General features: G+C 76.4%; 19 protein-coding genes and 1 pseudogene. 10 read left to right on the top strand and 10 right to left on the bottom strand.

Annotation, left to right across the window (positions count from 1 at the left end):
- Positions 1-174 precede the first annotated feature (174 nt).
- Positions 175-1,872: a carbohydrate-binding module family 20 domain-containing protein gene (locus IHE55_RS27520; protein ID WP_197991503.1), complete on the top strand. Its 1,698-nt coding sequence runs from the start codon at positions 175-177 to the stop codon at positions 1,870-1,872.
- Between the two features lie 155 nt (positions 1,873-2,027).
- Here the strand turns inward: IHE55_RS27520 and IHE55_RS27515 are convergent, their stop codons facing one another.
- Positions 2,028-2,972: a DUF72 domain-containing protein gene (locus IHE55_RS27515; RefSeq protein ID WP_197991502.1), complete on the bottom strand. Its 945-nt coding sequence runs from the start codon at positions 2,970-2,972 to the stop codon at positions 2,028-2,030.
- Between the two features lie 595 nt (positions 2,973-3,567).
- Here IHE55_RS27515 and IHE55_RS32825 point away from each other — a divergent pair.
- The 3 genes and pseudogenes from IHE55_RS32825 to IHE55_RS27505 all read left to right on the top strand — a co-directional run.
- Positions 3,568-4,332 (top strand): annotated as a pseudogene (locus tag IHE55_RS32825) (PEP/pyruvate-binding domain-containing protein); the annotation flags it as partial.
- A gap of 1,067 nt (positions 4,333-5,399) precedes the next feature.
- On the top strand, positions 5,400-5,672 hold the full coding sequence (locus tag IHE55_RS31850; RefSeq protein ID WP_307826837.1) for a PEP-utilizing enzyme: 273 nt from the start codon (positions 5,400-5,402) through the stop codon (positions 5,670-5,672).
- Complete coding sequence (locus tag IHE55_RS27505) at positions 5,669-6,586, top strand: hypothetical protein (RefSeq protein WP_197991501.1); 918 nt, start codon at positions 5,669-5,671, stop codon at positions 6,584-6,586. The genes IHE55_RS31850 and IHE55_RS27505 overlap by 4 nt, the downstream gene beginning before the upstream one ends.
- A 183-nt stretch (positions 6,587-6,769) precedes the next feature.
- Here IHE55_RS27505 and IHE55_RS27500 read toward each other — a convergent pair whose 3' ends face one another.
- Positions 6,770-7,432, bottom strand: a complete 663-nt coding sequence (locus IHE55_RS27500; RefSeq protein ID WP_197991500.1) for a response regulator — start codon at positions 7,430-7,432, stop codon at positions 6,770-6,772.
- On the bottom strand, positions 7,429-8,556 hold the full coding sequence (locus tag IHE55_RS27495; RefSeq protein WP_197991499.1) for a sensor histidine kinase: 1,128 nt from the start codon (positions 8,554-8,556) through the stop codon (positions 7,429-7,431). Before IHE55_RS27495 ends, IHE55_RS27500 begins: the two co-directional genes overlap by 4 nt.
- Positions 8,557-8,776: 220 nt before the next feature.
- Between IHE55_RS27495 and IHE55_RS27490 the strand changes: the two genes are divergently transcribed.
- Complete coding sequence (locus IHE55_RS27490; protein ID WP_197991498.1) at positions 8,777-9,250, top strand: DUF6223 family protein; 474 nt, start codon at positions 8,777-8,779, stop codon at positions 9,248-9,250.
- A 718-nt stretch (positions 9,251-9,968) separates the two neighbouring features.
- Here the strand turns inward: IHE55_RS27490 and IHE55_RS27485 are convergent.
- Positions 9,969-10,952, bottom strand: coding sequence for an alpha/beta hydrolase (locus IHE55_RS27485; protein WP_197991497.1), 984 nt, complete (start codon positions 10,950-10,952; stop codon positions 9,969-9,971).
- Between the two features lie 92 nt (positions 10,953-11,044).
- Here IHE55_RS27485 and IHE55_RS27480 point away from each other — a divergent pair, with 92 nt between their 5' ends.
- On the top strand, positions 11,045-11,614 hold the full coding sequence (locus tag IHE55_RS27480; RefSeq protein ID WP_197991496.1) for a TetR/AcrR family transcriptional regulator: 570 nt from the start codon (positions 11,045-11,047) through the stop codon (positions 11,612-11,614).
- Between the two features lie 108 nt (positions 11,615-11,722).
- Here IHE55_RS27480 and IHE55_RS27475 read toward each other — a convergent pair whose 3' ends face one another.
- On the bottom strand, positions 11,723-12,349 hold the full coding sequence (locus IHE55_RS27475) for a helix-turn-helix domain-containing protein (RefSeq protein ID WP_197992288.1): 627 nt from the start codon (positions 12,347-12,349) through the stop codon (positions 11,723-11,725).
- A gap of 137 nt (positions 12,350-12,486) precedes the next feature.
- Between IHE55_RS27475 and IHE55_RS27470 the strand changes: the two genes are divergently transcribed.
- Positions 12,487-13,476 carry an alpha/beta fold hydrolase gene (locus tag IHE55_RS27470; protein ID WP_197991495.1) on the top strand — a complete coding sequence of 330 codons (990 nt, stop codon included), beginning with the start codon at positions 12,487-12,489 and terminating at the stop codon, positions 13,474-13,476.
- A gap of 228 nt (positions 13,477-13,704) precedes the next feature.
- On the opposite strand, the gene IHE55_RS27465 is transcribed toward IHE55_RS27470, so the two are convergent.
- The gene (locus IHE55_RS27465; RefSeq protein WP_197991494.1) at positions 13,705-14,583 is read right to left on the bottom strand and encodes an alpha/beta fold hydrolase; all 879 of its coding nucleotides are present in this window, start codon (positions 14,581-14,583) and stop codon (positions 13,705-13,707) included.
- A gap of 137 nt (positions 14,584-14,720) precedes the next feature.
- Between IHE55_RS27465 and IHE55_RS27460 the strand changes: the two genes are divergently transcribed.
- Positions 14,721-16,658, top strand: a complete 1,938-nt coding sequence (locus IHE55_RS27460) for an AfsR/SARP family transcriptional regulator (RefSeq protein ID WP_197991493.1) — start codon at positions 14,721-14,723, stop codon at positions 16,656-16,658.
- Positions 16,659-16,812: 154 nt separating this feature from the next.
- Here the strand turns inward: IHE55_RS27460 and IHE55_RS27455 are convergent, their stop codons facing one another.
- The 3 genes from IHE55_RS27455 to IHE55_RS27445 form a co-directional block, all read right to left on the bottom strand.
- Entirely contained in the window at positions 16,813-18,090 is a 1,278-nt protein-coding gene (locus IHE55_RS27455) for a phosphatase PAP2 family protein (protein WP_197991492.1), read from the bottom strand.
- 297 nt (positions 18,091-18,387) lie between these two features.
- On the bottom strand, positions 18,388-19,032 hold the full coding sequence (locus tag IHE55_RS27450; RefSeq protein WP_197991491.1) for an SMI1/KNR4 family protein: 645 nt from the start codon (positions 19,030-19,032) through the stop codon (positions 18,388-18,390).
- A gap of 161 nt (positions 19,033-19,193) precedes the next feature.
- The gene (locus tag IHE55_RS27445; protein ID WP_197991490.1) at positions 19,194-20,135 is read right to left on the bottom strand and encodes an AraC family transcriptional regulator; all 942 of its coding nucleotides are present in this window, start codon (positions 20,133-20,135) and stop codon (positions 19,194-19,196) included.
- Positions 20,136-20,215: 80 nt separating this feature from the next.
- Here IHE55_RS27445 and IHE55_RS27440 point away from each other — a divergent pair, with 80 nt between their 5' ends.
- Positions 20,216-21,091: an NAD(P)H-binding protein gene (locus tag IHE55_RS27440; RefSeq protein ID WP_197991489.1), complete on the top strand. Its 876-nt coding sequence runs from the start codon at positions 20,216-20,218 to the stop codon at positions 21,089-21,091.
- A gap of 115 nt (positions 21,092-21,206) precedes the next feature.
- On the opposite strand, the gene IHE55_RS27435 is transcribed toward IHE55_RS27440, so the two are convergent.
- The gene (locus IHE55_RS27435) at positions 21,207-22,043 is read right to left on the bottom strand and encodes a DUF1206 domain-containing protein (RefSeq protein WP_372442736.1); all 837 of its coding nucleotides are present in this window, start codon (positions 22,041-22,043) and stop codon (positions 21,207-21,209) included.
- A 289-nt stretch (positions 22,044-22,332) separates the two neighbouring features.
- Between IHE55_RS27435 and IHE55_RS27430 the strand changes: the two genes are divergently transcribed.
- The gene (locus IHE55_RS27430; protein ID WP_197992286.1) at positions 22,333-23,217 is read left to right on the top strand and encodes an SDR family oxidoreductase; all 885 of its coding nucleotides are present in this window, start codon (positions 22,333-22,335) and stop codon (positions 23,215-23,217) included.
- Positions 23,218-23,338: the final 121 nt, after the last annotated feature.

Here is a 23,338-nt window from a genome sequence, read left to right as displayed (position 1 = left end):
TCACGGATCCCGTCGAAAGGGTTGACCGCACCGAAGGGCAGTCGTACGTTCACGCTCACGAAAACTGCTGCTTTCTTGCAGCAAGATCCTTCAACAGCCGGACGGGCCCGGCGCATTGCCGCGGGGCCCCACCCATCCCCACTCCCCACTCCCCGCCCCCACAGGAGGAAGACCATGACCAGAAGGCCCCTCGCCGTCGCCGCCGCACTGACGGCGGCCGCGTCGGCGCTGATCGCCCTGCCCCAGCAGGCCCAGGCCGCGCCTCCCGGCGGCAAGGACGTCACCGCCGTACTGTTCGAGTGGCAGTTCGACTCGGTGGCCAAGGCGTGTACCGACCAGCTCGGCCCGGCCGGGTACGGATACGTCCAGGTCTCTCCGCCCCAGGAGCGCATCCAGGGCGAGGCGTGGTGGACCGGCTACCAGCCGGTCAGCTACACGATCGGCTCCCGGCTCGGCAACCGGGAGCAGTTCAGGAACATGGTCGCCACCTGCCACGCGGCCGGTGTGAAGGTGGTCGCCGACACGGTCGTCAACCACATGGCCAACGCCCAGGGCACCGGCTCCGCGGGCTCACGGTTCACCAAGTACGACTATCCCGGCCTCTACGGCGGCAACGACTTCGACGACTGCATGCGGGAGATCACGAACTACCGGGACCGCTGGGAGAGCCAGCACTGCGAACTCGGCGGCCTCCCCGACCTGGACACCGGTGAGGAGTACGTCCGGGGCAGGATCGCCGGCTACATGAACGACCTGCTCTCGCTCGGGGTCGACGGCTTCCGCATCGACGCGGCCAAGCACATGGCGGTCGACGACCTCAAGGCCATCCGCTCCCGGCTCAGCAACCCGAACGCCTACATCAAGCAGGAGACGCTCCACGGCGAGGGCGAGGACGTCTCCCCCGGCGAGTACCTGGCCGTCGGCGACGCCCAGGAGGTCCGCTACGCCTGGAACCTCAAGCGGGTCTTCACCAGCGAGAAACTCGCCCACCTGAAGAACTACGGCGAGGGCTGGGGGTACATGCCCGGCGACCGGTCGAGCGTCTTCGTCACCAACCACGACACCGAGCGCCACGGCCAGACCCTCAGCTACAAGGACGGCGCCGACTACACGCTGGCGCACGTCTTCATGCTCGCCTGGCCCTACGGCTCGCCGGACGTCCACTCCGGCTACGCGTTCTCCGACCAGAACGCCGGCTCCCCCAACGGCGGCAAGGTCACCGCCTGCTTCTCCGACGGCTGGACGTGCCAGCACGCCTGGCGCGAGATCTCCTCCATGGTGAAGTTCCGCAACACCGCTTCGGGCACCGGCGTCACCCACTGGTGGGACAACGGCAACAACGCCATCGCCTTCGGCCGCGGTGACAAGGCCTTCGTGGCCATCAACCACGAAGGCACCGCCCTGCACCGCACCTTCCAGACCTCACTGCCCGCGGGCAGCTACTGTGACGTGCAGAGCGGCAGGACCGTCACCGTCAACGGCTCCGGGCAGTTCACCGCGAACCTCGGCCCCGGCACCGCCGTCGCCCTGCACGTCGGCGCGCGCGAGTGCACGGACGACGGCGGCCAGCAGCAGCCCGGCGACCCCGGCGTCTCGTTCGGCGTCAACGCCACCACCCAGTGGGGCCAGAACATCTACGTCACCGGCGACCGCCCCGAGTTGGGCAACTGGAACCCGGCCGCCGCCAAGAAGCTCGACCCCGCCACCTACCCCGTGTGGAAGCTCGACATCGACATGCCGGAGGGCACCACGTTCGCGTACAAGTACCTGCGCAAGGACGGGGGCGGCAACGTCACCTGGGAGAGCGGTGCCAACCGCACCGCGACGGTGGGCGGCGACCGCCTGGTGCTGAACGACACCTGGCGGAGCTGACCCGGCACGGCCGTCCGGCCCGCCGCCCTGCCGCCCGGCCCGCGAGTGCGCCGGGCGGCACCGCGCGGCGCGGTGGCCCCGTCCCCGTCGCGTCCCGGTCACGGATCCCCTCGGGTCGCGGTCACGGCCCTCTCACGCCCCGGTCACGGGCCCCTTCAGGCCCCCGAGGGGGTCCGCGCCAGCACCTCCCGCATCGCCTCCGCGGCGCGCACCGCGGCGTCGGCACAGCAGTTGTTGAACAGCACGTGCACCTCGTCGGCGCGCTCCGCCAGGTGCCGGACGCGCGGCGCCCACTCCGTCAGCTCCTCCTCCGTGTAGGTGTGGCGGAACCGTTCCTCCTTGCTGCCGGTGCCCCAGGCGGCGTTGCGGCCGTGGAAGCGCACCACCGCCAGCCGCCCGGTGGTGACGGGGGTGACCGGCGGCACCGAGGCCGGCAGCGTCTGGATCATGTCCACCGCCACGGCGGTCGCGTCCAGCCCGGCGAGCAGCGCCTCGGTGGCCTCCCGCCGCTCCCCGTCCCACCAGCCGGGGTGCCGGAACTCCACCGCGACCGGCCAGCCGGACGTACGGGCCAGACACCGGCGAAGAGCCCGCTCCGCCCGCGCCCCGGGCGCGAACCACGGCGGGAACTGGAACAGCAGGGCGCCCAACCGCCCGGCCTCCCGCAGCGGTTCGAGCGCACCGCTGAACCGTTCCCACACCTCGTCCAGCAGCTCCTCGTCCACCTCGGGCGGGCTCACCGCCCCGGCCGCCGGCTGCTCCGGCGTGACCGCGCGGGCGGCCCGGGCGGCCCGTGCCGAGCGCCTGCGCAGCGCCGGCCGCAACGCCACGGGCAACGCCTCCGGACGGGTCGGGTGGCCGGTGAGCAGGGAGAACGCCTTGACGTCGAAGCGGAAGCCGGCGGGGGTGCGCTCCACCCAGAGGGTGCTGTTGCGCCGGCTGGGCAGCGCATAGTAGGTGGCGTCGACCTCCACCACGGGGAACTGCTCGGCGTAGTACCGCAGTCTGCCCTCCGCGTCACGCCGGTCCGGCGGGTACCAGTCGCCGGCCAGCAGAGCACGGTCCGTCCATGAACACGTCCCGACCAGAATCTCGCCCATGCCGTGCGGCTACCCGGTTCCGGGCGGGTGACCGCATCGGACCCGGCGGGCCCGGGCGTGGGCCGCGCACCGCCGGCGGACCTGTGCGGGGCCGGCTGCGGCGCGTGGCACGGACCGGCGCGCCCGCCCGGGTCGTGCAGACGCACGGAGACCATGTGAAATCCGGTGGCCCCGCCCGCGCACCGGGGTGAGGATGGCCCTGCGGCGCGGTGGCGGCACCGGGCCGTGGAGCACACGGCCCTCCCGGCCGCCGCCGGACCGCGGGGCCTCGGCCCGGCGGGCGCGGCGCCGGGCACCGGCCCGGGGCGGGCCGCACCGGGCCCGCGGGACGGAGGACGGGGAGCGCACCACGCGCGCCGGGACCCGGCGGCGCGTACCGGGGACACCGGTCCCGGTGAACCGCCGTGCGCGCCGGGGCGATCGGTTCCCGCCGCCCGGCGGGGGCGCCGGCCGCCGATGCGTGGCGTCGTGGGCCGCCGGCCGGGGGGTGTGCGGCCGACGGCCACGGCGTCCCGGGCGGCGGAGCCGGGACGACGCCGTGTCAACTCGACGCCACTGTCCGGCGTCTACAGGAGGTACGGGACATTGAGCGCGGGTGCCGGCGGGCCGGCACCCGCACAGGGGGGAGGAGCGGGACGTGGGGCTGGACGCGGATCTGCTGGCGGTCGTACCGCTGGATGTCGAGGACGCGGAGGACGCCGCCGTCACGGGGAGCAAGGCGGCCAACCTGGCCCGTGCCGCGGTGGCCGGGCTGCCGGTGCTCCCCGGCTTCGTCCTCGTGGCCGCGGGCCGGGTGCCGGGCGCGCCCACCGGGGAGGACGCGCTGCGCCGGGCCTGGCGCCTGCTGGCCGGTGAGGAGGAGCGGCCGCTGGTGGTGCGGTCCTCCTCGGCGCACGAGGACACCGAGGGGTCCTCGATGGCGGGCCGCTTCACCTCGGTGCTCGACGTACGCGGCTGGGAGGAGTTCACCACCGCGGTGCGGACGGTGCTGGACTCCGCCCGGCGGGTGCAGGTGCTGCACCCGCCCGAGGGGCGGGACGCGGACCCGCTGGACGGCATGGCGGTGCTGGTGCAGCCGATGCTGCGGTCGGTCACCGGCGGCGTGGTGTTCGGCGCCGACCCGGTGGAGGGCCGCGAGGACCGGATCCTGGTCAGCGCGGTCACCGGCGGCCCGGACCTGCTGGTGGACGGCAGCACCCAGGGGGTGCGCTACCAGCTGACCCGGCGCGGCAGACGGGTGCGGACCGAGCCGCCCGAACCCCGTTCCGCCCGGTTGCTCGGCCGGCGCCGGGCGGTGCGGCTGGCCCGGCTGGCCGACCGGACCCGGCGGGTGTTCGGCGGCCCCCAGGACATGGAGTTCGGCTTCGACGCGGACGGCCGCCTGTGGCTGTTCCAGTCCCGCCCGATCACCGCGATGGCCCCGCGCCCGCCGCGGGCCGCGCGGCTGCTGGGCCCGGGGCCGGTCGTCGAGACGCTGCCCGGGGTGCTCCAGCCGCTGGAGGAGGACCTGTGGGTGGCGCCGATGTCGCACGGGCTGACGCTCGCCCTCGACCTGGCGGGCGCGGCTCCCCGGCGGCGGCTGCGTACCGTGCCGGTGGTGACCACCGTCGGCGGGCGGGCCGCCGCCGACCTGCGTCTGCTGGGCGTGGCCGGTTCCGCCCGCCCCTGGCTGGAGTCGCTCAACCCGGCCGTCGGGGTCCGCCGGGCCCGGGCCGCCTGGCGGGTGGGGCGGCTGCGTTCGGTGCTGCCGCTCCTCGCGCTGGACCTCATGGCCGACGTCGATCGCCGGCTCGCCGGCTTCCCCGCCGCCGGGGACATGCCCACCGGGCGGCTGCTGGACGCCGTCACCTGGGGCCGCGCCGTACTGTCCCCCCTGCACGCCCAGGAGTCGCTGGCCGGCGCGCTGCTCGGGGCCGGGGCGGGAACCACGGCCGCCGGTGAGGCGCTGGCCGCGCTGGCCGAGGGGCGGGCCCAGGGGCTCGCCGAGGACGAACTGCTGTCCCGTCACCCGGTGGTGCTCGCCCTGCTGCCGCCCACCCTCGGCCCCCGGGCGGAGCTGCCGGGGGCCGGCGGCGTGACCGGCGTGCCGCGCGGTGTGGCGGCGCTGCCGGTCCGTGAGGGCCTGCGGCTGCGCATCCGCTGGGTGCAGGAGATGCAGGCGGAGATGGTCCGCGAACTGGGCGCCCGGCTGCGGGTGGACGGCGGGGCGCTGGGGGTGTCCCGCCTGGCCCTGCTGCGCTGGGACGAGCTGAACCGGGTGGCCGACGGCGGCGGGTTCCCGCCCGACTTCGCCGAACGCCTCCCGCGGTCGGACGCCCGTCGGCCAGCCGGAAGGCGGCCGGCAGGGCCGGCGAGGGTCAGGGGGCCGGGGGCGGTTTCGGCGCCGGTACCGTCTGGGACGGCCGGGGCGACCGGCCGCGGCGGCCGGTGCTCGTGGTGCCGGCGCTGGACCCGGCGCTGGCCCCCCTGCTGCCCGGGCTCGCCGGGCTGGTGGCGGAGACCGGCAGCGTACTGTCCCATCTCGCCGTGCTGGCACGGGAGTACGGGGTTCCCACCGCCGTGGGCGTGCCCGGGGCGGTGGACCGGTTCCCGCCCGGCAGCGAGCTGTCGGTGGACGGCGGCACCGGAGCGGTGGAGCGGACGGACCGGCCGGCACCACCGCCGAGGTCGTCCGCGGGGAAGAACGGAGCGGCGGCGTGAAGTATCTGAGCTATCTGTTCGGCGGGCTGTCGGCCGCCTACGCCGGGTACTACCTGGTGCTCTACCTGTACCGCTGGGAGTGGCAGCGGGCGCTGATCTCCGGGGTGCTGCTGCTGGTGATCGAGGGCTTCCTGGTCTGTGTGCTGCTGCTGGCCCGGATGTCCCGGCTGGAGAACCGGCTGGCGGAGCACGACGCGCGGGTCGAGGAGGTCCGGCGGCGGCTGGAGCAGTCGCGGCAGGCGGCCCCGGAACGCTTCCGCTGGCTGGCCGCGCGGGACCGCGACGGCACCGGGCGGACCTTCGTCTTCATCCCCGTTCTGATGGTGGCCGGGGCCGCGCTGTCCGGGGTGGCGTTCGTGGTGCAGAAGATCGCCGCGGCCACCGTCCGCCCGGGCGCGGAACGCCGGCTGGCCGGTCAGCTGGCGGCCCTCACCGCGCCGCCCGACCCGGCGCCGGGTGCCGGGCGGGGCGCGGCCCGGCTGGAGGACCGGCCGGCGGTACCGCCGTCCCGGGCCGGGCGGAAGCTGACGATGCTGGTCGCGACGGTCGCCGGGGTGGTGGCGCTGGTGCTGCTGCGGGAGAGTCTGGCCGACGCCACCCAGACCCGCCCGGAGGCGCTGCCGGACTCGGCGGCCACCACCGTGGTGTTCCGGGTCGAGATGCGCGGCGAGGAGCCCCCGCAGGCCCTGGAGCTCGCCGCGGAGGACCTGTGGCAGACCTGTCGCCGCTCCACCGCCGCCCGCAACGAACAGGCCTTCGTCCGGCGCCTGGAGGACGACGTGTACGCCGGGGTGATCCGGCCCGCCCTGACCTCGCACGACCTGATGCGCCTGCACGGGTGTGTGGAGGACGCCTCGACGCACCGCGCCACGGCGCGGGTCCTCGGCGAGGGCCAGGCGGAGCCCCGGCGCTGACCGGCCGGGCGGCCGGCGCGCGACCGGTCACGGCCGCACGGCACCCCGCCCGGGCGCTCCGGGCCGGGGCGCGGGGCGTACCGGCCCGGCCGGGGCGTGGCGTGGCCGGTCGCCGGCGCCCGCCCGCCGGCCGGCCGGGCCTTCCGGCCCGGGGCCCGCCCCGGCCCGGTACCGGGCCGGGGGTCAGGGGCCGCCCGGCGTCACCAGGCCGGACTCGTAGGCGAGGACCACGAGTTGGGCCCGGTCGCGGGCGCGGAGCTTGGTCATGGCCCGGTTGATGTGGGTCTTCGCGGTGAGCGGGCTGATCACCATCAGGCCCGCTATCTCGTCGTTGGACAGCCCCCTGGCGACCAGGGTGACGGCCTCCCGTTCGCGGTTGGTCAGCTCCTCCAGGACCCGGACGGTGCCGGGTGCGAGCGGCTGGGTGACGTACCGGTCGATCAGTTTGCGGGTGATCGAGGGGGCGAGCAGGGCGTCCCCGCGCGCCGCGACCCGGACCGCGTGCAGGAAGTCCTCCGGCATGACGTCCTTGACCAGGAATCCGGCGGCGCCCGCGCGCAGCGCGTCGAAGACGTACTCGTCCAGGCCGTAGTTGGTCAGGATGACGACGTGCACCCCGGCCAGGGCCGGGTCCGCGGCGATGCGCCGGGTGGTCTCGATGCCGTCCAGCACCGGCATCCGGATGTCGACGAGGGCGATGTCCGGCAGGTGTTCCCGGGCCCGCTCCAGCGCCTGCTGCCCGTCGGCGGCCTCGGCCACCACCTCGATGTCGTCCTCGATGTCCAGCAGGGCGCGGAATCCGCTGCGGATCAGCGGCTGGTCGTCCACGAGCAGGACCCGGATCACGACGCCGGCTCCACGGGGAGTTCGGCGCGGACGGTGAAGCCGCCCTCACCGCGGGGTGCGGCGTGCAGCCGCCCGCCGAGGGCGGTCACGCGTTCGCCCATCCCGAGGAGTCCGATGCCCGGCTCCGGGGCGCGGTCCGGCGTGGCCCGGCCGTCGTCGTCCACCCGGAGGACCAGGGCGTCGGGCCGGTGGTCGATGCGGACCGACGCGGTGCGGGCGGCGGCGTGCCGGGCGACGTTGGTCAGCGACTCCTGGACGATCCGGTAGGCGGTCCGGCCCACCGCGGCCGGCACGTCGCGCCGCTCCCCCGCGACGGTCAGCGTCGTCCGCAGACCGGTCCGGCCGGCCCGCTCCACCAGTTCGGCGATGTGGTCCAGTCCGCGCGGCGGCGCGGTGTCGTCGTCACGCAGCGCCTCCAGCGTCGCCCGCAGCTCCCGGGCCGCCTCCCGGCCGGCCTCCCGGATCGCCAGCAGCGCGTCGGGCACCGGTTCGCCACGCTTCCGGGCCACGTGGACGGCGGCTTCGGACTGCACCTTGATCACGGAGATCTGATGGGTCAGCGCGTCGTGCAGTTCCCGGGCGATGTGCAGCCGCTCCTCGTCGGCGCGGCGCCGCGCGGTCTCCTCCCGGGTGCGCTCGGCCTCGTCCGCCCGCCGTTCGGCCTGGCGCAGCGCCTCGCCCGCGGCTCCGGCGGCGATCAGCCAGGCCAGTTCCAGGGCGCCCCGGGCCCGCGCGAACGCCTCCCCGGCGTCGTGCGTGCCGGAGACCAGGGCGGCGAGCGGGAGGGTGGCGAGCATCGCCACGCTCGCCGCCACCGCGACGCCGCGGTGTCCGGCGCGCACCGCCGCGTACACCGCGAACAGGTAGGCGACGGCGGGCACGTCGAAGCCGGCCGCCTGGTACCCCACCGCGCACAGCCCGGTGACGGCCAGGACGGCGACCGGGGCCCGGCGGCCGGCCGCCAGCGCCAGGCCGCTCGCCGCCAGCAGCAGGTGGCCCGGCAGCTCCGGGCCGGTGCCCGAGTGCCGCCCGCCGGCGCCGGTGACCAGCAGCGTCACGGCCAGGCCGACGGCGATCGCCCAGTCCCTGACCGCGGCGGGAACCCGGAACCGTCCTTCGCTCATGCGCGCACCCTAGCCGGGTGCCGCCCCCGGGCGGGTCCCCCGGACGGCGGAGCGGCGGACTACCGCGTCCGCGGTAGATCCGCGGTCCCCACCGCGTCCGCGGCAGCCGGCCGCGTGCGCGTGCGGCAGGGCGAGGTGTCCGCGTCCGGGGGACGACCGGCGGCGGGCTGCGCGGCCAGGATCGGGACCGACCTGCCGTACGAGCACGAGGAGTTCCGTCATGTCCCTTCGCCGCCTGTCCACCGCCGCCGCGGCCACCGCGCTCGCGGTCCTCGCGCTCACCGCACCGGCGGCCGCGGCGACCTCCGGGCGGCATGCCGCCGCCGGCGTCGGCTCGTTCGGCCCCGGACGGCTCGGGGCGTCCACCGGCGCACTGCTGGCGCTGGCCGGTGTGGTGGTGGCCGGGCTGGCGCTGGCCCGCCCCGCCGGCCGCCGGGGCACGGCCGGCGGACCGCTGCGGGCCGTGGTGGCGGTGGTCGCGGGCCTGGCCGGAACGGTCCTCGGCGGGGTGGTCGCGGCCACCGCCGACGGCGGCCTGGGCAGCGGCAACGGGCTCGGCGGGGCCTGGGTGGCCATGCTGGTGGGGGTGGCGGCCATGGTCCTGGGGGGCATGGCGGCGGCGCGCTCCCGCCGCACCGGCCGGCCGGCCGCGGCGGGCCCGCGCGACCGGGCCGCGACGGACGGGCGGCCCTGAACATCGGCGCGGCGGGGCGTGCCGCCGTGCCGAGGGTGGCCTGCCGCGCGCGGGCCGCACGCCCCGACCCGGCGGGGCCCCACCGTCCGCGCGCCGGCCCCGGCCGGGGGGGCGGTCGGCGGTGTCCGGTCGGCGCCTCTCCCTCCCGTGCTCGCCCGCCTGTCGGACGGTCACGGGAGGGATCGTCGTGGGCGGGACGGGCGTGGGCCGGACGGTCGTGCGCCACCTCCGTCCGCCGGACGGCGCAGGTACCTCCGGCCACCGACCGGCCCCGGCCCACCTGCCGGTGACCGGGTCGGCGCCGGCCCACCCGCCGGTGACCGGGTCGGCCCCGGGGCGGCCGCGGCCGCCCCGGGGCCGGACGCACCTCGGTCCGGGAGCCGCGGAGCTCACGCCGCGACGGCCGGGCCGGGCCGGTTCCCACCGCGTCCGGCCCGGGGAACCCGCGGCCCGGTCCGGTCCGGTGACCGGCCCGGGCCCTCGGGCGGGGCCGCAGGCCCGGCTCCGCCCCGGAGGCAGGCACGCCCTGCGCCGGCGCCCCGGGCGCCCCCGAACCCTCCGGCGCGCATCCCGACTGTCGCCCGCCCGTCCTGCCACCACCCGCCCGTCCTGCCACCACCGCGGCGGACGCGCCACCGTGGGACACCGGTCGCCGCCCGACGGGTCGTCACCACCGGGGACGGACACCGCCGCGACCGACGGTCGGACGGCCAGGCGGTCAGCCGGTCGGACGGCCAGGCGGTCGGACGGCCAGGGAGGCCCCGAGGAAGTCGTCGATCTCCGCCCGCGCGGCCTGTGCCTGCGGGACCACGCCGGGCATGCTGAGGAACGCGTGCCCCGCGCCCTGGTGTTCGGTCAGCCGGACGGGGGTCCCGGCGTCCCGCAGCCGCTCGGCGTAGCGGCGGCCGTGGTCGGCCAGCGGGTCGTCGGTCGGCACCACCACGAGCGCCGGGGCCAGACCGCCGAGGTCGTCGGCGTACAGCGGCGAGAGCGCGCGGGCGTCGGTCCCCTGCGGGACGGCGAGCCGCCGGAACAGCTCCAGGTGCGGCCTGCTGAGCGTCGGGGTGTGGGCGTACCGGGTCATCGAGGGCGAGTCGAGCATCGTCCCGGTCACCTCGACGGCCGGGTTGACCAGCACCTGGGCCCGCAGGCGCAGGCCGGACGCGCGGGCCCGGAGCGCCGCCAGGGCGACGATCAGGCCGCCGCAGCTCTCGCCGAAGACGGCCGCCCGCTCCGGATCGACGCCCCAGCGCGCGGCGTGCTCCAGCACGTGCCGCAGGACGTCCCAGCCGTCGTCGGCGGCCGCCGGCAGCGGGGTCACCGGGTCGACGAGGCGGTGTTCGACCGAGACCACGACCGCGGGCAGCCGGGCGGCGAGGTGACTGTTGATCCAGTCGCTCTGCGCCGCCGTGCCCACGAAGCCGCCTCCGTGCACATGGAGGACGAGCGGCAGCCCGGCCCGGCCGGCGTCTTCACCGCCCTGCCCGGCCGGCCGGTACACCCGGACCGGCAGCACCCGGCCGGGCAGGACCACCTCCTGCCACCGGATCCCGGCACCGGGGTCCGGCTCCCCGGTGACCGCGCGCGCCGCGGCGGACGCCCGGAAACGGTTCTCCGCCTCGCGGTAGGCGATCAGCTCATCGGTCGTGATCGCCGACCAGTCCGGCTCCGCCGGCCGCTGGACGTCAGTGGTCCCACTCATGGCTCCTCCTCATCCCCCGGGTTTTCGCTACCCGAGGTATCGATACCTAGAGTATCGCTACTTCAGGTATCGAAAACGGGTATGCTGGGGGTATGACTTCGGCCACATCCCCCCGCCCGCCCGGCCGTCCGCGCAGCGGCGTCAACGCCGCGGTCTTCGCCGCGACGCTGAGCACCGTCCAGGAACTCGGCTACGCGCGCGCCACCGTCGAGCGCATCGCCGCGGCGGCCGGCGTCGCGAAGTCCACGGTCTACCGGCGCTGGCCGTCGAAGGGCGCGCTGATCGTCGACTGCCTGCTGGACGCCTTCGGTCCGCCGCCGCTGGGGGGCGCGGACCGGGCGGAGGTGCTGTCCTCGACCATCCACTGGGCCGCGGCGAAGATCGCCGAACCGGGGGTGGGGGACGCGTTCGCCGGTGTGTTCAGCGACGCCGTCAGCGACCCGGCGCTGCGCGAGATCCTCTCCTCGCGGCTGCAGGACCCCTACCGGATCGCGCTCCAGGAGGCGCTCGGCGAGCCGGAGCACCGGGTCCTGTTCTTCATCGACGTGGTGACCGGGACGCTGCTCCACCGGATGGGCATGACCGGCGAGCCGATGGCCGCCGCCGATGTCACCGCGCTGGTCGAGATGGTCCTGCCCCACTTCGCCGACGGCCCGGCGTAGCTCCTCCGCACCGCCGGCCGGCGGGTGGTACGACGGGGGTTGCCGCGGGTCAGAGGTGCAACGCGGGCTCCGCTGCACGTGGTCGGTGGCGCCGAGGCGCGGGGCCGCTCACCCGGCAGCTTTCCCGTCACCGGTCCCGCGAGCGGCGGGACCGGGGGTGCGCGGCCGCGGACGCTCGCCCTGCGGTCCGAACATGACCAGGTACTCGACCGGACCGGTGGGGCTGGAGTTCGCCACCCCGTGCGGGGTGCGGGTGTCGAACTCGGCGACGTCCCCGGGGGTCAGGAGGAGGTCCTGGTCGCCGAGCGCGAGCCACAGTCGTCCGTACAGGACGCACAGCCACTCGTAGCCGTCGTGGGAGACCTGACGGGGCCGCACGGGCGGATCCTTGAGGGCGGGCAGGACGTGCTTGTGGACGTGCAGGCCGCCGACGTACCGGGTCAGCGGCAGCACCGCCTTGTCGTCGCCGAAGCTCACCGGCGTGGCGCGCGGCCTGGCCGCGGGGGCGGGTGCCGTGCCGGCCAGCTCGTCCAGGGAGACGCCGTACTCCTTCGACAGCTGCAGCAGCACCCGCAGGGTGGGCGTGCGCCGGCCGGTCTCGATCCGGGACAGCACGCTGGCCGAGATACCGGTCGCGCCGCTGACACCGGCGAGGGTCGCGCCGTGGCGCTCGCGCGCGGCTCGCAACCGGGGCCCCATCGCGGCCAGCGTGCCGTCCACGTCGTCGACCGCCACCTCGCGCTCCTCCCTGCCGTGCCGCTCCACCGCTCCGTCCTGCAAGGTTGCCAGGATGGCAAAGCCGATCGCGCCGGACGGGTGCCGCGCCGCATGATCGACGGGCAGCCGCGCCGACGCGAACCGAGGAGAAGCCCATGCAGCCCGAGCCGACCGCCGAACTCCGCCATCGCACCGTCGAGGCCCCGGCCGGACGCCTCCACCTGGTCGAGCAGGGCACCGGCCCGATGGTCCTGCTCGTGCACGGCTTCCCCGAGTCCTGGTACTCCTGGCGCCGCCAGCTCCCGGCCCTCGCCGCGGCCGGCCACCGGGCGGTGGCGATCGACGTGCGTGGGTACGGCCGCTCCTCCAGGCCGGAGGCGACCGGGGCCTACCGGATGCTCGACCTGGTGGCGGACAACGTCGCCGTCGTGCGCGCCCTCGGCGAGGAGAGCGCGGTGGTCGTCGGCCACGACTGGGGCTCCAACATCGCCGCCACCTCCGCCCTGCTCCACCCGGAGGTCTTCCGCGCCGTCGGCCTGCTGAGCGTCCCCTACGCGCCGCCCGGCGGCCCGCGCCCCACCGACGTCTTCGGCCGGATCGGAGGCCCCGAGGAGGAGTTCTACGTGTCCTACTTCCAGGAGCCCGGCCGCGCCGAGGCGGAGATCGAGCCTGACGTCCGGGGCTGGCTCGCGGGCTTCTACGCGGCCCTGTCCGCCGACACCATGCCCGCCCCCGGCGAGCCCGACCCGCACTTCGTCACCCGCGGCGGGGGCCGGCTGCGTGACCGCTTCCCCACCGGGATCCTCCCGGCCTGGCTGAGCGAGGACGACCTGGACTTCTACGCCGGGGAGTTCGAGCGCGCGGGGATCACCGGAGCACTCAACCGCTACCGCACCATGGACCGCGACTGGGAGGACCTCGCTCCGCACCGCGGAGCCCCGATCGAGCAGCCGGCCCTGTTCATCGGCGGCGCCCTGGACGCCTCCACCACCTGGATGTCCGACGCCATCGACGCCCACCCCACCACCCTCCCGGGCCTGTCGGCCTCCCACCTCCTGGACGGCTGCGGCCACTGGATCCAGCAGGAACGCCCCGACGAGGTCAACCGCCTGCTGACCGACTGGCTCGCCACCCTCCAGGACTGATCCGGGCGGTCCGGAGCAGCGGGCCGCCACACCGGCCCGGTGCCCGGTGCGGCGGCCCGGTCTGCCCGTGGGAGGGGTACGGCCGCAGGCCCGTGGAGCGCCGCCCACGCCCCCGGCGAGCGGCGCCGGATCCTCGCGGGCAGCGCCCCCGGCCGCGAGCAGGCGGGCGGTTCACCAGCCACCGGAACGCAGGGCCTGCCCGCCGCCTCACGTGGCCGGGCGGAGGGCTCAGCGGAGCAGCAGGTCGCGGATCGCCCCGGTGATCTCGTCCGGCGCCTCCTCGGCCATGAAGTGCCCCGCGCCGGTCAGCCGGTGGTCCAGGTCCGGTGCCCACGGGTGCCAGACCGCGGCGGCGTCGTAGCCCAGTTGCGCGCCCCAGTCCTGCTGGACGACCGTCACGGGCATGGCCAGCTGGGAACCGGCGTCCCGGTCCGCCTGGTCGTGGGTGACGTCGATGCCCGCCGAGGCCCGGTAGTCCGCGACGATCGACGGCACGGCCGCGGCGCAGGCCCGCAGGTACGCGGAGCGGACCGCCTCCGGCATGGCGGCCGGGTCACCGGCCCAGGCGTCGAGGAAGGAGCCGAAGAAGGCCTCGGCGCTGTTGGCGATCATCGTCTCCGGCAGGCCCGGCGGCTGCGCCATGAGGAACAGGTGGTAGCCGACCGCCGCCGGCACACCGTGCAGGACGTCCCACATGTCCAGGGTCGGTACGACGTCGAGGATGCCCAGGTGGGTGAGGGTCTCGGGATGGTCCAGTCCCGCCCGGAAGGCGACCAGGGCGCCCCGGTCGTGGCCGACCAGGGCGAAGCGCTCATGGCCGAGCGCCGCCGCCAGGGCGACGACATCGGCGGCCATGGTGCGCTTGGAGTACACCTCGGGGCCGGTGGCCGCCGGCTTGTCACTGGCGCCGTAGCCGCGCAGGTCGGGGCAGATCACCGTGTGCTCGCCGGCGAGCCGCTCGGCGACGTGCCGCCACATCAGGTGGGTCTGGGGGAAGCCGTGCAGCAGCACGACCGGGCTGCCCCGGCCGCCGACGGCGGCGGCCAGCTCCACTCCGTCGGCGCCGGGCAGGCGGACGTAATCGAAACCGGGGATGGTGGGAGTCATGGAAGAACCGTTCCTGGGGTCGGGGGACCGGCGGGAGCCGTGGTCCGGGGACTGACCGCATCAGCGTCGGCGACGGCGATCAGCAACCGATCAGCACGCCGCGGCGGCGCGGACCCGCGGCACCGAAGATGGAGGGCATGCGAATCGACGTACTCGGTGCCGTGCGGGCCCTCCACGACGACGGCACCCCGCTCGACCTGGGCGGACCCCGCCACCGCGAGGTGCTCGCCCGGCTCGTCGCCGCCGGGGGGCGGATGGTCCCCACCGACACCCTCGTGGACGACCTGTGGGCCGATCCGCCGGTGCGTGCCGTGGGTGCGTTGCGCACGTTCGTCGCCGCGCTGCGCCGCGCCGTCGAACCCGGCCGGCCGCCCCGCACCCCGCCGCGCGTCCTCGTCACGGAAGGACCCGGCTACGCACTGCGCGTGCCGCGCGACACCGTCGACGTCCACCGGTTCGAGGACGCCCTGGACCGCGCCCGGCGCACCCCCGGTGCGCCGGCCGACCTCGACGCGGCCCTGGCGTCCTGGCGCGGCCCCGCCTACGCCGACGTGACCGGCTCCCCGTGGGCCGAGCGTGAACGGACCCGGCTGGAGGAGCTGAGGCTGGAGGGGGTGGAACTGCGCGCCCGCCTCCTCCTCGACTCCGGTTCGGGAGCCGAGCTGGTCGCCGAACTGGGCGCGCACGTCGCCGAGCATCCCTGGCGCGAGCCGGCCTGGGGGCTGCTGGCCCGCGCACTGCACCGGGCGGGCCGTCAGGCGGACGCCCTTGCCACCCTCCGCCGTGCCCGCACGATGCTCGTGGACCAGCTCGGGCTCGACCCCGGTGCCGATCTCCAGCGCCTGGAGACCGACATTCTCCGCGGAGCCGCGACCCTCCAGCCCCCGCGCACCGGGTGGGCCGCCGGTGTAAGCCTCGGCCCGCGCACCACCGTGGAGCTGGCCCGCACCCTGGCCCTGGCGGGTGGTGACGCCCTCCTCCACTCGCGGCGCGACCGCCTCGCCGCCGTCCGGGCGGCGGAGCGCACCGGGGACACCCTCCTGACCGCCCGTGTCATCGGCGCCTACGACGTGCCCGCCCTCTGGAGCCGGGCCGACGACCCCGGGCAGTCCCGCGCGGTCGTCGCGGCGGCCGAGCGCACGCTCACCGCGCTCGGCACCGACGGCCCCGCCGGACTGCGCGCCCGCCTGCTGGCCACCGTCGCGGTCGAGAGCCGCAGCGCCGATCTGTCCGCGAGCGAACACCGGCGCGCCGGGCAGGCGGCGCGCGAGGCCGAGGCGCTCGCCCGGGAGCTGGGCGATCCCGCCCTGCTGGTGTTCGCCCTCAACGGCGTGTTCCTCCAGTCCTTCACCCGGCCCGGTCTCGCGGCGGCACGGGACGTGATCGGCACCGAGATCCTCGACGTGGCCGCCCGGCACGAGCTGCCGGACTTCGCCGTGCTCGGCCGGCTCATCCGCCTGCAGTCCGCCTCGGCCCTGGGCGACCTCGACGCCGCGGCCGCGCACGCCGAGGCCGCCGAGCAGCTCGCCGTGCGCACCGAGGCCTCGCTCGTCCCCGTGCTCACCGGCTGGTTCCGGGCCCGGGTCACGGCCGCACGCAGCACCGGACCGGGCGGGCCGACCGCCGCCACGGCCGCGGCGCACTACCGCGCCGCCGAAGAGAGCCTCGCCGGGACCGCGGGCATGCCCGGGCTGCACCGCGGCCTGTTCGCCCTCGCCCTCCTGGGCCTGCGCCTCCTGCACGGCCGTCCGGCGCCCACCGATCCGGCTCTCGACTGGGGCCCGTACCTGCCCTGGGCGCGCCCCTTGGTGCTGCTCGCCCTCGGCCGTGACGAGGAGGCCCGTGCCGCCCTGACCACGGCGCCCGAACCACCCCCCGATCACCTGCAGGAGGCGCTCTGGTGCCTGACCGCCCACGCCGCCGCCCGCCTCGGCGAGCGCCCGGTGGCCGCCCGTGCGGCAACGGTCCTGCGCCCCGCCCGCCGCGAAGTCGCGGGCGGGGCGAGCGGGATGCTGACGCTGGGACCGGTGGCGCGGTACCTGGCGGAGGCGGAGGCCTGCGCCGACCAGGAATGACCGGCATCGTCCGCCGACCCCGCCCCGCCTGCCCCACGCCCGAGGTGCCGGGGCACGAAGAGGGCGCCCGCGCCCCGGGCGGTGGGTGCCCGGGGCGCGGACGCCCCTGTGTCAGGTACCGGTGCGGCGCGGGCCGGCACGCGGCCCGGGAGGCTCACACCGGTTCGGGCCGGGGTTCCGGCCGCGGTGCGGGGATGGCCTCCGGCTGCCAGGCCCGGGTGGTGCGGAGGTAGGCGTGGATCACCGAGCCCATCGCCAGCAGCATCAGCGGTCCGGCCAGCCACGGGTGGTCGGCCATCTCCACCGGCAGGAAGCGGTACGAGACCAGCAGCGCGGCGAAGACCACCGTGCCGTGCGCGACCAGCTGGATGCCCGACCGGTCCCAGCCGCGGTCGTACGCGCGCAGGGCCGCCTCGACGGTGAGCGCGAAGACCACACCGGCGATCAGGTCCACGCCGTAGTGGTAGCCGAAGCCCAGCGTCGCGCCCAGCGTGGCGATCAGCCAGAACACCCCGGCGTACCGCAGCAGGCGGGGACCGGTCCGGGTGTGGACGAAGATCGCCACCGCCCACGCGGTGTGCAGGCTGGGCATGCAGTTGCGGGGGGTGGCGTCGTCGTACCGCACCGGGCCGGGGGTGCCGATCACCGGCAGCGTGTCCGGCCAGACGTTGGCGATCGCCCAGTGCTCGCCGCCGGTGCCGAAGGCGCCGGTGCCGTAGGCGAAGATCGGCCCGACCACCGGGAAGATCATGTAGACGGCCGGCCCGACCAGTCCGATGACCAGGAAGGAGCGGACCAGGTGATGGCGCGGGAAGCGGCGCTCGGCCGCCACGTACCGCAGCTGGTAGAGCGCGACGACGACCGCGGCCACCGCGAGCTGGACGTAGACGTAGTCGAGCACATGGGTGCTGACCGGGTGGGTGGCCTCGACGATCCGGCCGGCCACCCAGGACGGGTTGCCCAGGGCGTGGTCGGCGGTGGCCAGGTAGGGGTCGAGCACGTCCGGGCGGGTCTTGGAGGTGATCAGCAGCCAGGTGTCACCGGTCTTGCGGCCGGCCACCAGCAGCAGGCCCAGCCCGACACCCTTCAGCAGCAGCATCCGCTCCCGTCCGGTGCGGCGGGTGACCGCGACGACCGCGCAGCCGGCCATCGCCCACAGCGCGCCGTTGCCGAAGGGATGGCCGTCGGACATGTCGGCACCGGCCACCCACCGCACCAGCACGAAGACGAGGTCGATGCCGATCGCGGCACCGGCGGCGATGAACCGCTGCCGCCAGGTGAGCACCACCATCGTCAACGCCATACCGGCATAGAGCAGAAAGCCCGATTTGGGCGGGAATATCGCCTCTCGGGCCTGAGTGGTGATCGGCCCGGGGTGACCGTAGCGACGCGCGGCGATCTCCAGCGCGATGAGGAAGGCCAGGGTCACCACGCCCGCCGCGATCCAGAGGACCCCCCGCGGCTGACGCCCTGGAACATGCTGGTCTCTGCGGCTTGTTCGGGAAAACGCCCGCGATGCTATAGGTATCAATTGTTTGGCCGATTTGTTAGACGTTAACGAGGTAAGTCACTCTTCGTGCCGGAACAATGCGGTTTTCCGGTGAAGGACGGGCGGCGGTCGCGCCCGCCAGGGGTCCGGTCATGTTATCGGAGCGGTCCGGACGGACTTCCCTGGTCACCGGCGCCGTGCGGGCGCCGCGGTCCGGGCACCCTCGCGGACCGGCCCCGTTCAGTGGAGGGGCGTCCAGTGCTCCCGCGCGTCGTCCAGGAGCGGGTCCCGCGGGTCGTCCCAGACCAGGCAGCCCCAGACGAGCCCGGGGACGTCCCTACCCATCAGGTCCGCCGGCCCCACGGTCAGGGTGCGGTGCACGGCCTCCAGGTAGGCGGCGAGCGACGGGTGGTGCGGCTCGGACACCGCCGGTCCGGCCATCGTCGTCCACGTGCCGACGCCGGCCTCGGACACGTACAGCCCGTACTCGGGCCCGGCCTCGTCCCCGGTGGCCCACGGCACCACCCGGGCGCCCTCCCAGTGGTCACGGCGGCCGGTCTCGGGGATCCGGGGACGCAGCGCCCGCAGCGGGGCGAGGATGACGCCGTCGGGGAGGAACGCGCCGGAACCGACCTCGCCCTCCTCCTCGTTCTCCTCGATGTACTGGTGCTCCACCCCGCCGCACAGCCGCCACAGCGCCACCAGCTCGGCGGGCGGCCCGTACCCCAGGGACCGCACCAGGCAGGCCTCGGCGGCGGCGATCTCCCCCTCCGTCGCCGGCGGCAGCAGGGAGGCGTAGGAGGTGGGGGCGTGTTCCCGCAGCCATCCGGTCAGTCGCTGCCACGCGGCACCGACCCGTTCGGTCACGTCATCTCGTCCGGACATGCGCTCACCGTAGGACGGGGTGCGCGGGCGTCCGGCCACCGGGCCGGGCCCGCGGGACCGCCGGCCGGTGCGGCAGGCCGTCGCGGCCCACCTCATCCGGGCCGCCGGCAGGCGCGGGCCCGCCCTTTCCGGACCGCCGGGCCGACGCCGGGCCACGGTGGTCACTCGGACCGCCGGGCCGGCGCCGGGCCGCGGTGGTCACTGGGGCGGGTGCCGCGGATCCGCTTGAACGCCACACTCAGCGCGAAGGCGTTGGAGTAGCCGACCTTCCTGGCGACCGCGTCCACCGTGTGGCCGGTCTCCCGCAGCAGGTCCGCGGCGAGTGCCACCCGCCAGCCCGCGAGGTAGGCCATCGGCGGTTCGCCGACCAGCGCGGTGAACCGCCGGGCGAGGGCCGCCCGGGACACCCCCGCCCCGGCTGCGAGGTCCGCCACCGTCCACGGGCGGGCCGGTGCGTCGTGCAGCAGCCGCAGCGCCGGGCCCACCACCGGGTCGTCCAGGGCGCGGTACCAGGCGGGGGCGTCGGCGGCCGGGTCGTCGAACCAGCCGCGCAGCGCCGAGACCAGCATCAGGTCCAGCAGCCGGTCCAGCACCATCTGCTGGCCGGGCCGGTCCCGGGCGACCTCCTCGGCGGCCATCGCCACGGCGGGGCCGGGGCCGCCCTCGGCAGGTACGACCAGCACCGGGGGCAGCGCCTTCAGCAGTCGCTCGCTCAGCTCTCCCCGGCTCTCGAACGCCCCGCTGATCAGCACCGCGGCCCCCTCGGCCGGCTCACCGCAGGTACGGGCGGGCCCGGCGGCGGGCTCGACGCCCCCGGCACCCGGGCAGTAGTCGGCGGCGGTCACCGTCAGCGACGGCGGGGTCGCGGGGTCGTCGGCCACCGTGTAGGGCGCCTCGCCGCGGACCACGGCGATGTCACCGGCGCCGATGGCCACCGGTTCCCGCCCGTCGGGGACGATCCAGGCCCGGCCGCCGACCATGGTGGCCACGGTCAGCGGCGCGCCGCCGGCCATCCGCAGGGCCCAGGGCGGCCGCATCACCGTCCGCCGGAAGACCGCACCGCGCGCCCGTACCCCCGCCAGCAGCTCCGACACCGCGTCCATCCGGTCAGCGTAGACGCACGGACATCATCTGTGGCGTTCAGGCCATGGAACGTCTCCGTGACGCACGGTTGGCTGGGGACATGGCTGAACAACCGATTCTTGTCACCGGGGCGACCGGGAAGTCCGGCCGCCGGGTCGTCCGCCGGCTGCGGGCCGCCGGTCTGCCGGTCCGCGCGGCCGCCCGCGGCGGCGAGCACGTCTTCGACTGGACCGACCGCGGAACCTGGGACGCCGCGCTGGAGGGTGTGGGCGCCGTCTACCTCGTACAGTTGGACGGCACGAGGCTGGTCCGCCCGTTCGTCGAGCGGGCGGTGCGGCACGGGGTGCGGCGGATCGTGCTGGCCTCCGGGCGCGGGATCGACGATCCCGGGTACGTCAGGGACGACGCCGGGGTCCTGGAGGCGCTCCGCGACGCCGAGGCCGCCGTGCGCGGGAGCGGGGTGGAGTGGACGATCAGCCGGCCGGGCTGGTTCGCGCAGAACTTCAGCGAGGGGTTCTTCGCCGACGCCGTCCGCTCGGGGGAGCTGCGGCTGCCCGCCGGCGACGGGGCCGCCAGCTATATCGATGCCGAGGACATCGCCGCGGTGGTGGTGGCCGCGCTGACCGAGGACGGGCACGCGGGCCGGGTCTACGAGCTGTCCGGGCCCGCGGCGCTGACGCCGGCGGAGGCGGTCGCGACCATCTCGGAGGCGACCGGCCGGTCCGTCCGCTATGTGCCGCTGCCGGTCGAGGACTACGTCGCGGAACTCGTCCGGCAGGGGGTGGCGGCCGCGGACGCCCGGGCCTTCGCCGACGTGATCGAACCGCTCCGGGAGGGGCGGGACGCGTATGTCTCCGACGGCGTGTGGCGCGCCCTGGGACGGGCGCCGCGGACCTTCGCGGAGTTCGCCCGGGACACGGCCGCCGCGGGCGGCTGGCCGGTCCGGCCGGCCACGATCGGACCTGACCGGTCTTGACCGGCCCCGGCCCGCCGGCACGGCCGGCGGGCCGGGCGGTGTCGGGGGCGGGACCGGACGGCTCCCGTGGCCGGGCGGGACCGGGGCGCCGGGACGGGCCGGCCGGGCGCCGGGGTCAGCTGCGGCGCCAGCGGGCCATGGCGAACGAGTAGAGGCCGAAGGTGACCAGTCCAACCCCGACGATCGCCAGCAGCCACGGCCCGGCCGGGGTGTCGCGGAACGCGCGCAGCGTGTCGTCCAGTCCCCGGGCCCGGTCCGCGTCGTAGGTCATGGCGGCACGGATGGCGAACGCTCCCGCGGTGGCGAACACCGCCCCGCGGCTGACACCGCCGACGGCCCCCAGGACCAGCACCGTCCTGCGGACCCGCCGGGACATCTCCCCGGTCCGCAGCTTCTCGCGGTCCTTGCCCAGCAGCGCGCGGGCCGCGATCCACACGCCCGCCGCGACCAGCCCGCAGCCGCCGGCGCCCACCAGCCACGGGCCCAGCGGCAGCTCCAGCACCCGGGCGGCGAGGTCCTTGGACTGGTGGTCGCTGGAATCGCCGCCCGACCCGCCACCGCCGCCGTGGTCGCGCCGGGCCGCGACGGCGAGCACCGAGTAGGCGACGAGGCTGTAGAAGAGGCCGCGCGCCGCCGCCGCGAGGCGCCCGGTGTTCTTCTTCCCCGGCTCCCGCCACGTCGCCTGGGCCAGCCGCCACACCGCCATGCCGGCCAGGCCCAGCCCCAGCAGCCACAGCATGACGCCGCCGAAGGGCCGCTGCGCGATCTGCGCCACCGCCCCGCTCCGGTCGGCCTGTTCGTCACCGCTGACGAACGCGATCCGCACCGCCAGCAGGCCCACCAGGACGTAGATCACGCCCCGTGCGGCCAGTCCCCAGCGGCCGGCCACCCCGACCGCCTCGCTCCGGGCGGCCGTGCGCCCGGCCGACCTCGCTCTTCGTGTTGCCTCCACCCCTACCTCCCAGGCTCCGACGGCTTCACCCGTCTGCCCTGCGCCGGGACCGGGAAACGCCGTGGCCGACGGGCCGGAGCCGGCGCCCGCCCGGGGCGTGCGCAGGGCCCGGACGGGCGCCCGCGACACACCCGGCCGGCGGCCCGGACGGACGCCCGGCGGTATCGGCCGAACGGCGGGCACCGCGGTGCCGGCCGGCGGCCGGTGTGCCCATGGTGGTCACGGGGCCGCCGCCGGCAGGGGCCGCCCGGCCGGCCGTGAGCGTGGAGTGGGAGCGTCCGTGACGAAGATGAGTCCGCTGCGAGGACGGCCGGTGGTCGTCACCGGGGCCGCGCGGGGCGTGGGAGCCGCCACCGCGTGGGAGCTGGTGCGGCGCGGCGCCCGGGTGGCGCTGGTGGGCCGGGAGGAGTCGACGCTGGCCGCGGTGGCCGAACGGCTGGGCGGGCGGGCCCGGTACTGGGAGGCGGACGTCACGGACGAGGCCACCATGGCCCGGGTGGCCGGGGAGATCGCCGCCCTGATGGGTCCCCCGTCGGTGGTGGTCGCCAACGCCGGGGTCGCCGAGGGCGGCCCGTTCCTCGAATCCGATCCCGCGACCTGGCGCCGCACCGTGGAGGTCAACCTGATCGGCAGCGCCGTCACCGCCCGGGTCTTCCTGCCCTCCCTGCTGGAGACGCGGGGCTTCCTCCTCCAGATCGGCTCCCTGGCCTGCTTCGCGACCTCGCCGCTGATGAGCGCGTACTGCGCCTCCAAGGCCGGCGTGGAGTCCCTGGCGCACGCGCTGCGCGCCGAGTTCGCCCACCGCGGCGTCGGCGTGGGCATCGGCTATCTCAACTGGACCGACACCGACATGATCCGGGACGGGGACCACCACGCCGTCCTGCGGGAACTCCGTGGCCACATGCCCTGGCCCGCCCGGCGGGTGCTCCCCGCCGACGTGGTCGCCACCCGGCTGGTGCACCAGATCGAGCGGCGCCGGCCCGCCCTGTACGTGCCCGGCTGGCTGCGCGGCGTGCAGGCGGTCCGGGCCGCGCTGCCGGCCGTGGTCACCCGGGTCTCCTCGCGCGACCTGCCCCGGCTGATCGAGGAGGGCGAGCTGCGGCCCACCGGCCTGCTGGGGGCCGGCGGCCGGGCCGCGCGGGAACCCGGCGGGCCGCCCGCCCCGGCCGGCTGACCCCGCGGCGCCGCCTCCCCGCCCCGGCCGGCCCGCCCGGCCGGCCGTGCGGCGCGCGGCCGTCCCCGCCGGCGGACACCGCCGCACGGAGGAGGCGACGCCGTCATCGAGGGCGAACCGG

The sequence above is a fragment of the Streptomyces pactum genome (assembly GCF_016031615.1).
In the GTDB taxonomy this organism is placed as follows: Bacteria; Actinomycetota; Actinomycetes; order Streptomycetales; family Streptomycetaceae; genus Streptomyces; species Streptomyces pactus.
Note: the sequence above shows the minus strand (reverse complement) of the source record. Positions and strands in the feature narration are given on the sequence as shown.

What these genes read in the sequence shown, in the direction of transcription:
- IHE55_RS27440 (WP_197991489.1), top strand. Translation starts at nt 20,216, where the DNA reads ATGGCTGAACAACCGATTCTTGTCACCGGGGCGACCGGGAAGTCCGGC.
- IHE55_RS27430 (WP_197992286.1), top strand. Translation starts at nt 22,333, where the DNA reads ATGAGTCCGCTGCGAGGACGGCCGGTGGTCGTCACCGGGGCCGCGCGG.
- IHE55_RS27520 (WP_197991503.1), top strand. Translation starts at nt 175, where the DNA reads ATGACCAGAAGGCCCCTCGCCGTCGCCGCCGCACTGACGGCGGCCGCG.
- IHE55_RS27480 (WP_197991496.1), top strand. Translation starts at nt 11,045, where the DNA reads ATGACTTCGGCCACATCCCCCCGCCCGCCCGGCCGTCCGCGCAGCGGC.
- IHE55_RS27515 (WP_197991502.1), bottom strand. Translation starts at nt 2,972, where the DNA reads ATGGGCGAGATTCTGGTCGGGACGTGTTCATGGACGGACCGTGCTCTG.
- IHE55_RS27450 (WP_197991491.1), bottom strand. Translation starts at nt 19,032, where the DNA reads ATGTCCGGACGAGATGACGTGACCGAACGGGTCGGTGCCGCGTGGCAG.
- IHE55_RS27485 (WP_197991497.1), bottom strand. Translation starts at nt 10,952, where the DNA reads ATGAGTGGGACCACTGACGTCCAGCGGCCGGCGGAGCCGGACTGGTCG.
- IHE55_RS27460 (WP_197991493.1), top strand. Translation starts at nt 14,721, where the DNA reads ATGCGAATCGACGTACTCGGTGCCGTGCGGGCCCTCCACGACGACGGC.
- IHE55_RS27490 (WP_197991498.1), top strand. Translation starts at nt 8,777, where the DNA reads ATGTCCCTTCGCCGCCTGTCCACCGCCGCCGCGGCCACCGCGCTCGCG.
- IHE55_RS27445 (WP_197991490.1), bottom strand. Translation starts at nt 20,135, where the DNA reads ATGGACGCGGTGTCGGAGCTGCTGGCGGGGGTACGGGCGCGCGGTGCG.
- IHE55_RS27465 (WP_197991494.1), bottom strand. Translation starts at nt 14,583, where the DNA reads ATGACTCCCACCATCCCCGGTTTCGATTACGTCCGCCTGCCCGGCGCC.
- IHE55_RS27470 (WP_197991495.1), top strand. Translation starts at nt 12,487, where the DNA reads ATGCAGCCCGAGCCGACCGCCGAACTCCGCCATCGCACCGTCGAGGCC.
- IHE55_RS27495 (WP_197991499.1), bottom strand. Translation starts at nt 8,556, where the DNA reads ATGAGCGAAGGACGGTTCCGGGTTCCCGCCGCGGTCAGGGACTGGGCG.